The sequence below is a fragment of the Glycomyces halotolerans genome (assembly GCF_054779575.1).
In genome coordinates, this window is record NZ_BAAGXZ010000069.1 from 1 (window position 1) to 581 (window position 581).

At 37.7% G+C, this 581-nt stretch carries 1 protein-coding gene; it reads right to left on the reverse strand.

The window, feature by feature from the left end; translation table 11 throughout:
• Window positions 1-299: IS110 family transposase (locus ACYVL2_RS20075; RefSeq protein ID WP_460546573.1), on the reverse strand; the 299-nt coding region annotated here is incomplete at its 3' end.
• Between the last annotated feature and the right edge of the window lie 282 nt (window positions 300-581).

The following is a 581-nucleotide window of genomic DNA, read 5'->3' on the forward strand; positions in this document are numbered from 1 at the left end:
GTCATGACTAGGGGAATACCCCGTTCCTCAAGGAAATAAGCTAAATTTAGCCAGTAATGGCCTGTTGGTTCAATCCCGACAATGACTTCCGTTTTTTCGTATTCTTTCATTGCAGTTAAAATACGTTGATAAAAACACTGGAAGCCATCACTAGACTGTAATACTGGGAAAGATTTTTGGAGCACCCGACCACGATCATCTACAAAGCAAGCAAAATGTTTTCGCTTGGCAATGTCAATTCCTACTACGAGTGTATTCTCGGTGACTTGATTTATTTTCTGATTTTGTTTAAAATCCACTTTGGAGTCCTCCTTGGTTAACTAAGTTAGGGGTCAATTCGCGCTATGATTTGACACCCCGTATCATACCAAGAGGGCTCTTTTTTGTTCAAGTCCCCGAAAATCCTTCTAACAGGAATGCTCCTTTTTAAGATGTCAAAAACAAGTGTTAACAAAAATCTTCATCAGGAAAACATTCAGCATCCAATAAATTTTTCTACAGAGAATATACAATTACCGCAATGTAATGGGTTTTTATACGCAAATGGATAATAGCACTTAAGCAATTGCATGTTAAGAAGA